The sequence below is a fragment of the Moorena sp. SIO4E2 genome, assembly GCF_010671945.1.
GTDB classification, from domain to species: Bacteria; Cyanobacteriota; Cyanobacteriia; order Cyanobacteriales; family Coleofasciculaceae; genus Moorena; species Moorena producens.
The window spans coordinates 1-6,621 of sequence record NZ_JAAHIE010000416.1 but is presented as its reverse complement, the minus strand read 5'-3'; the positions used below and the strand labels follow the sequence as shown (position 1 = coordinate 6,621).

Genomic DNA, 6,621 nt, shown 5'->3' with positions numbered 1-6,621 from the left:
CGAACCAGAATGCGGTTACTCTGTGTCTGCAAAATTTCCACATCCCGCCGTTTGACACTGAAGACGTGAGTTGCACCAGAAAGATCCGATTCAGCCAATTCCCCCAAGACGTAGCAAGACCACAAACCACGTACTCCTTGCACTAGAGCGGTGGTGGGCAGCCAGTAACCAGCAGTAGGAATAGTTTCAGCTAATTTCCACCTCGCTACCTGTCCAGGGGACACTTCCCTTACTGCCGAGGGTCCAGGGTGAGGACAACGGTTAAGGTACGGGTGCTAGAGTCCAGTTCCGGCAGAATTGAGGAAACTCTTGCTGGATAAGTTTTCTGTCCCTCAAAGGGTGACGGTAGTGATAAACATGTAGTGATGGCCTGATCAACCCAGGGTAAACGCATCTAAATTTGTATCAAAACTTACAGTTAAAAAGTAAACAATAGTATAAAAAATATAGAATCACCCTGGTTATTATCAATAAGCCCAATTTATTCTCAATTATTGGCCGTGTTATCCAAGGTCGATTTGAGAGTACTCTACATTCTGGTTGCGTACGCAAATCCGACTTTGATTTTTGTTCAAAGTCAACGAATTTTCCGCTGACTTTGAACAAAAAAACTGATTTAGGATGGGATTTATGGGAATTTACCCAAAAAATGGAGTTAATGATATTTTTGTCTGTTACCATTTATACCAAATTAGATGCGTTTACCCTGGGTCATTAATGGTTTAATGGTTTCAATGATTGAGCGTTGACGGGACAAAAGCTTGGCTTTGTTGCATGAATGATTAAGGGTCAAAATGCTCCCCTAAAAGGGAAAAGTTTTAGGAATTGTGGGCATAGCTATCTGGCTTCCCCAAGTGAGTCATACGGTTGAGGGCAGCACAGGCAAGTAAAAGTTCTACCCCTTGGTTGTCGAAGGTGCGACGAGAACAACAATTACCAAAGATAACTTTGAAGCGAAACATCCCCGTTTCCGACAATGAGCGACGGTGGTAACCACTCTCTTGGGGAGCAGGTCAAAGTTGCAGAACAAATGAACTATGTACCATCAGAGGAAGCTTAAACCCATGAGGGGGCTAGAGATTTAGTACAAATGTTCTGCATAAGTGACATGCTCCCCTAACACTTTTCCACCTGTTGGTTAAGCCACTCAAGTAAATGCTTATTAATTTCTTGCGGCTTTTCCAATTGAAGCCAATGATTGCATTTAGATATTTTTATATATTTCCAATCCGACTGCACTAGAGCACTCGATTTCCTCATCTGTTCCTCAGCCATAAAATTGTCTCCAGAACTCCAAATACCAAGAGTCGGAATTTTTATTAAAGTTAGCTGTGATTGTTGTTGGCGAAGTGAAGATAAAATAAATGGAAGTATCGGATTAGCTTTTTCCCAGACTTGAATATAAAAAGGTTTTTTTTCAAGTAAAAATTTTTCAACTACATTTTCTTTGTCGGGGTGACCACGCAGTACCCACCTGAAAATCAATCCATTCATTGCACGATATATAGGGATTGCCACAGGTAAGGGGTTGAAAATGAGATACCAGCTTTTTAGGATTGACTCTAGGGAAAAGTTTTTTACTAATGCCAGAGGATGCCCTACTGATAAGGCAACATATGACACGAGCCGTTCTGGATACCTTGTGGCTAATTCCCAACCTACTACTGCACCGTAATCGTGAGCAATGCAATGGGCTTTTTCCAGATTCAGTGCGTCCATCAATCCGATCACATCAGCAGATAGGGAGGTGAGGGTATATTTATTTAAGTCTTCAGTCTTTTCACTCTGCCCATGACCAAGCCAATCAAGACAGATAACACGGTATCCAGATTGTATCAGAGCCGGAATCTGAAATTTCCATAAAGAACTGTCATCCGGCCATCCATGTAGCAGGATTACGCTATGGTTTCCCTTACGCGAATCTTGGACATAGTATTTACAACCGTTGATTTTGATATAAATTTCTTCCATATTCCCGTTAATCCGAACTTAGGTTGAATAAAACCAGCGAAGGTAGACCGCTACCAGGAGTGTAATTCCTAGCTCAACAATACCGAAAGCAATGACAGCACCCTCTATACCCATTTTTGGAAAATTCTCTACTGCAATCAATAGTACAATTCCTAAGTTCCGCGAGGCAGTCGTCAAGGTCACTGATTTCCGAGTGCGAGTTTCAGAACCACCTAGTCCCCAACCACTGACCAAAGTCACGACGGTAAATAGTACCATAGCGGTAAAGGACAGCCATCCAATACTAAAGAGTATGTCGAAATTTTGGCACAGAACCAGAACCAGGAGTGCTACAAACAGAATATCTGAGAGCCTCTTGACTGGAGAAAGTAAGCGCTTGGCAAGTCGCACACTCTTGTGGCGAATAGCAAAACCAGTAAGTAAAGGAAGTAACTGAAAGAATACCAGGCTCCAAATAATGGGCAGAGTGTTGATGAGTGTATCTTCAACCCCAGCGTAAGTTAAGCGCACCATCAAGGGTGTGATGCCCACTGCTAATATCGATAAAGTAAATGTCAGGCCAATAGCAGAAGCCAGATCGCCACCAGCAATAACAGCTAATTTTGGTGCAAAGGGTGCTCCTGGGGCTGCTGATGCAAGCAAGAGAGTTACTGCTGTAGTTTTTGGTAAAGCAAGCCCCTGTGTGAGTAGCAAAGCCACAATCGGTACAATCAGGAAGTTGATTAACAACGAACGTACTATCAAATCTGATTTGCGAAATGTACGCAGGATACCCTCTACCGTAAGTTTAAAGCTAACCGACAGCATTAGGGTTGTAATGAATAATTGCAACAGAAATGTAACTAGCACGAGCAATACAGCATCTCATCTAATTCGTGATCTTCTCCAGGTAGAGTTTGTTCAATTTCGCCAATTGCGTTGGAATAATCCGATATTAGCTCAGTAATAGTCTCAGAGTTAGACATTACCAGTTCTGCCGGTGTCCCAGATAAAACTCTTTCAAGTTTCTGTTCAAAATTAAGTTTTGCCCAAGTAACAGTACGATATAGACGCTCCGAACCAGAACGTTTAAAAGCACCTTCAACTGCAGCTAGTAAGATTGCTAGAGTAACTACTTCGCCAGTACAAGCATAGAGCCAGCGACTAGCGACACTCCTCTCGGAAAAAGGAATTTTAGAACTAGTGTAGCGATCGTTAATTTGTTCCACCGCTACTTTTAAGATATCAGCAATTTGAGGTGCTTCCAGACCCTGGCAAATAAATTGGTATAATTCTTCGCTTTTATTGCTGATTTTAGAGCCAATAAACATATTCAAGGTTTCAGTAGGTCCTTCATAAATGCGAAGAATCCTAGAATCGCGCAGAAGTTGAGGTGCAATATTTGTTTCGATATAACCCCGACCTCCTAGCATCTGAACCAGACTATCAGCCGCTTGCCAGAAGAACTCTGGACCAACTATTTTGCAGGCAGCATAAGCCTCTACAGGAATAGCAGATCCGTCATCCAGTAGCTTAGCAATTCGAGTTACTAAGCTTTCAACAGCCATAATACCTTCTGTAATATCGGTCAATTTAGCCAGTGTTACTGGATTTTTTAGCAATTGACCTGTTGATATATTTCGGCGTTTTGCATAACGAAGCATTAATTGAGCGCAACGTTTCATTCCCCCAAGACTAGCTGCTGTAATGCATAATCGCCCGTGCATCATCGCATCTTGGGCAGCTTTCATGCCTAAGCCCATTTCACCTAACAAATGCTCTGAATCTACAGAAACCCTATCTAGATAAACAGCATTTTGAACCATACCACGCAACCCCATAGTCAGTGCTTCGGGACCTTGTCGTACACCAGTGGTTCCTTGACGAACTACAAAACCACTAACTCCTAGGTATTGCCCTTCAGCATCAAAGGTCTGGACAAAAACATTGATTACGCTTGCCCATGCTGCGGAGCCAATCCAGATTTTTGTACCTTGCAATCGCCAACCTCCTTGACTATCGGGTGTGGCTTTTGCTGAAATAGCTTGAGGGTTTGACCCTGCTCCTGGTTCTGTGAGGGCAAAAGCAGCTAATTCTCGACCTGTAGCAATGAGGGGAAGAAGTTCATATCTGAGTTGATCACAAGCATAGTTCATCAAGGGACGAATCCCAAGGACATTATGAACGCCAACAAACGAGGCCAAAGTCGGATCGATAGCCCCTAATTGCTGTATAATACGCAAAGTATCTTGATTACTCAGACCAATACCACCGTAGTTTGGTGGAACCTGCATCCCCAAGAGTCCATGATTTCCTAGATCGAGCACGATATATGGTGGGATGCAACGGCGTTCATCGATTAGCCGAGAATTGATGCGCTCATTTGCGTAGCTACGAAGCCACTTGAGTAAATCATCAGCACGTGCTTTGCTTTGTTTATCTTGAGATAACATCTGTTAATTGGTTCTTATTCCAAAACTATTTACAAATCTTCATGTATTTGTTTTTATTAGTATTTTCATACTTACTTTATAAAGTAGTTTTACCTTCTAAGTTGATCAGGTTTGTAGTTAACCCTAAATACCAAGTAATGAGTCGATCTAAGACCCAATCTGGCAATAGTTTTGATAACAAAATATTGATCTTGGCATCTAATCCGACAACATATCGAGTTTTTGGCCTTTTCTCAATCAGTGCTACCGAAACAGCTTTTGCAACTATTTCGGTAGCCAAACCTTTTTGCTCTAGTTGGCTAGCTGTTATTTTCACAGATTCTAGTGTAGGAAAATAGAGTTTTTTAGCTTGGTCTGGAAAACACTCCCAAATTTGATCGGTTTGCTCGATAGATTTTTTCCAAATTGGTGTTTTTACGGTGCCTACTTCAAGAAGAGAAACAGCAATTTTCCAAGGTTGTAATTCCATCCGTAGGGCATCTGTTAGCGCTTCTAAAGCAAATTTAGAGGCGCAATAAGGACCTAGCAAAGGTGCAGAAACTTTACCGTAGTCGGATCCAATGTTAATTACGCGCCCTTTAGACTTTCTCAACAACGGTAGAAATGCCTGCGTCACTGCAATTTGTCCAAGCACGTTGACTTCAAGCTGTTTTCTTAGCTCGCTTATCGGAAGAAATTCCAGTGGACCTGCAGTAACAATTCCTGCATTATTCACTAAAGCAGTTAGTCCGTGAGATTCCAAAGAAAGCTGAACTGTTTTTACAGATGTTTTGATTGATGATTCATCAGTAACATCCAACATAATTGGGATCACTCTTTCTTGAGTCTTGCGCTTTAGTGCTTCACCGTCAGCTTCTCTACGAACTCCAGCAAAAACCTGATAACCTAACTTATCCAAATAAATAGCACAGGCTTCACCGATTCCACTTGATGCACCGGTAATAACAACTGAACCTTTCAAAAAATTTTGCCTCTCTACCTTAGTTACACAAAAACAATAGTTATCCTAAAACTAATAAATTTAGAAAAATTTATATTTCTAAAAACTTGATACTCACTAATTAAATTTAACTTAAAAATACTCATTTAAGCATCTTTAAATAAACCACTAGTTCCTAGCAAAAACTGTTACAGTCTATCAAACAAATTCGCCAGATTTGGCCTAAATATTCCCTCAGTACCAAACCAATTTCAACATTGTATTCCGTTAAAAATTGGCGTGGTACTACTTTACTATCAACCAACTAATATATAATCATCTAGCTTTCAATATTGAAGCTAAAATGCTTGACATAATTTTGTCTTTTGCCAAACCACAAACCAGTACTTAAAGAAGCAAAAACTAGGATTCCTACTAATGAAGAAGGTTCGGGAATAGAAGAAGGTTCGGGAATAGAAGTAAGAGTGATAAAAAGTTCCGAATTAGCCTCTGGTTCAGTTTGAAAATCAGCGAAAAATATTTCGTTAACAGAAATCGTTCCCTCTGTAAACGAAAGCTCCTGTTTATTTTCTGATATATTAATCTCGCTAAATATATCAGAAATTCCTTCGAAAAATATACTTGGTCCTGCTGGTGCATTTTCTGGTAGTTTAGCAAATATACCTGTGATGGGAAAACCTGTGTCATTGATATATGGTTGTGGAGGAGTAGGTATACCAGGGTTTACATCTGGTACTATGCTTGCAACATTTGGATTACAAATCCCTACAAAACCACAAACTTCTATAGGTTCATCATCAAAAACAGATGGAGGTGTATTGAATGTCAAGCTAAATTCTGTTTCGGTGAAACTTGCTGCAACAGCAAGACTAGAAGTTCCGAAAAAGATAGATGTAGTTCCAAGTATTGCTAATGACAATTTTTTCATTCTAATTAAAAAACCTTAAGAATAGATAAGAAAACTAAACTTCCTAGATAACACCTATTATATAGAAAAATATGATTATTTTTAAATTAACCTCTATCTATGGATAGAAAAAGGTTAGTCGAACCGTAATCTAGTCACTTATGGTACATGGTGGTTGATAGCCCCAGCGATCAAGCCATTTCCCCCATGCTTGTTGGACTATATCCAATTTGTCTTTGGTATAGGCTGGCGCTTAAGTCGGATATATCACGGGACTTGGGGTAGTGCCCTGTTCCAATCTGTCTATCAGCCTGCACCAGGGCTGTTTCCCGCACTGCCAACCATGCCGGAATGGTACCTAGTCATCCTCG

At 40.7% G+C, this 6,621-nt stretch carries 6 protein-coding genes and 2 pseudogenes; all 8 read right to left on the bottom strand.

Annotated features, from left to right (window positions below):
* Window positions 1–224: pseudogene (locus F6K37_RS29165) on the bottom strand (efflux RND transporter periplasmic adaptor subunit); the annotation flags it as partial.
* A 5-nt stretch (window positions 225–229) separates the two neighbouring features.
* Window positions 230–394, bottom strand: a complete 165-nt coding sequence (locus F6K37_RS45705) for a hypothetical protein (RefSeq protein WP_499881631.1) — start codon at window positions 392–394, stop codon at window positions 230–232.
* 424 nt (window positions 395–818) lie between these two features.
* Window positions 819–1,004, bottom strand: a pseudogene (locus F6K37_RS29160) (IS5/IS1182 family transposase); the annotation flags it as partial.
* Window positions 1,005–1,116: 112 nt separating this feature from the next.
* Complete coding sequence (locus F6K37_RS29155) at window positions 1,117–1,971, bottom strand: alpha/beta fold hydrolase (protein WP_287253958.1); 855 nt, start codon at window positions 1,969–1,971, stop codon at window positions 1,117–1,119.
* A gap of 18 nt (window positions 1,972–1,989) precedes the next feature.
* A complete protein-coding gene (locus tag F6K37_RS29150; RefSeq protein WP_287253956.1) occupies window positions 1,990–2,820 on the bottom strand; it encodes a bile acid:sodium symporter family protein in 831 nt (276 codons plus the stop codon).
* Window positions 2,814–4,403, bottom strand: coding sequence for an acyl-CoA dehydrogenase family protein (locus F6K37_RS29145; RefSeq protein WP_287253954.1), 1,590 nt, complete (start codon window positions 4,401–4,403; stop codon window positions 2,814–2,816). The genes F6K37_RS29150 and F6K37_RS29145 overlap by 7 nt, the downstream gene beginning before the upstream one ends.
* Before the next feature lie 76 nt (window positions 4,404–4,479).
* Window positions 4,480–5,364, bottom strand: coding sequence for an SDR family oxidoreductase (locus F6K37_RS29140; RefSeq protein WP_287253953.1), 885 nt, complete (start codon window positions 5,362–5,364; stop codon window positions 4,480–4,482).
* A gap of 298 nt (window positions 5,365–5,662) precedes the next feature.
* Window positions 5,663–6,271 carry a hypothetical protein gene (locus F6K37_RS29135; protein WP_287253951.1) on the bottom strand — a complete coding sequence of 203 codons (609 nt, stop codon included), beginning with the start codon at window positions 6,269–6,271 and terminating at the stop codon, window positions 5,663–5,665.
* Window positions 6,272–6,621: the final 350 nt, after the last annotated feature.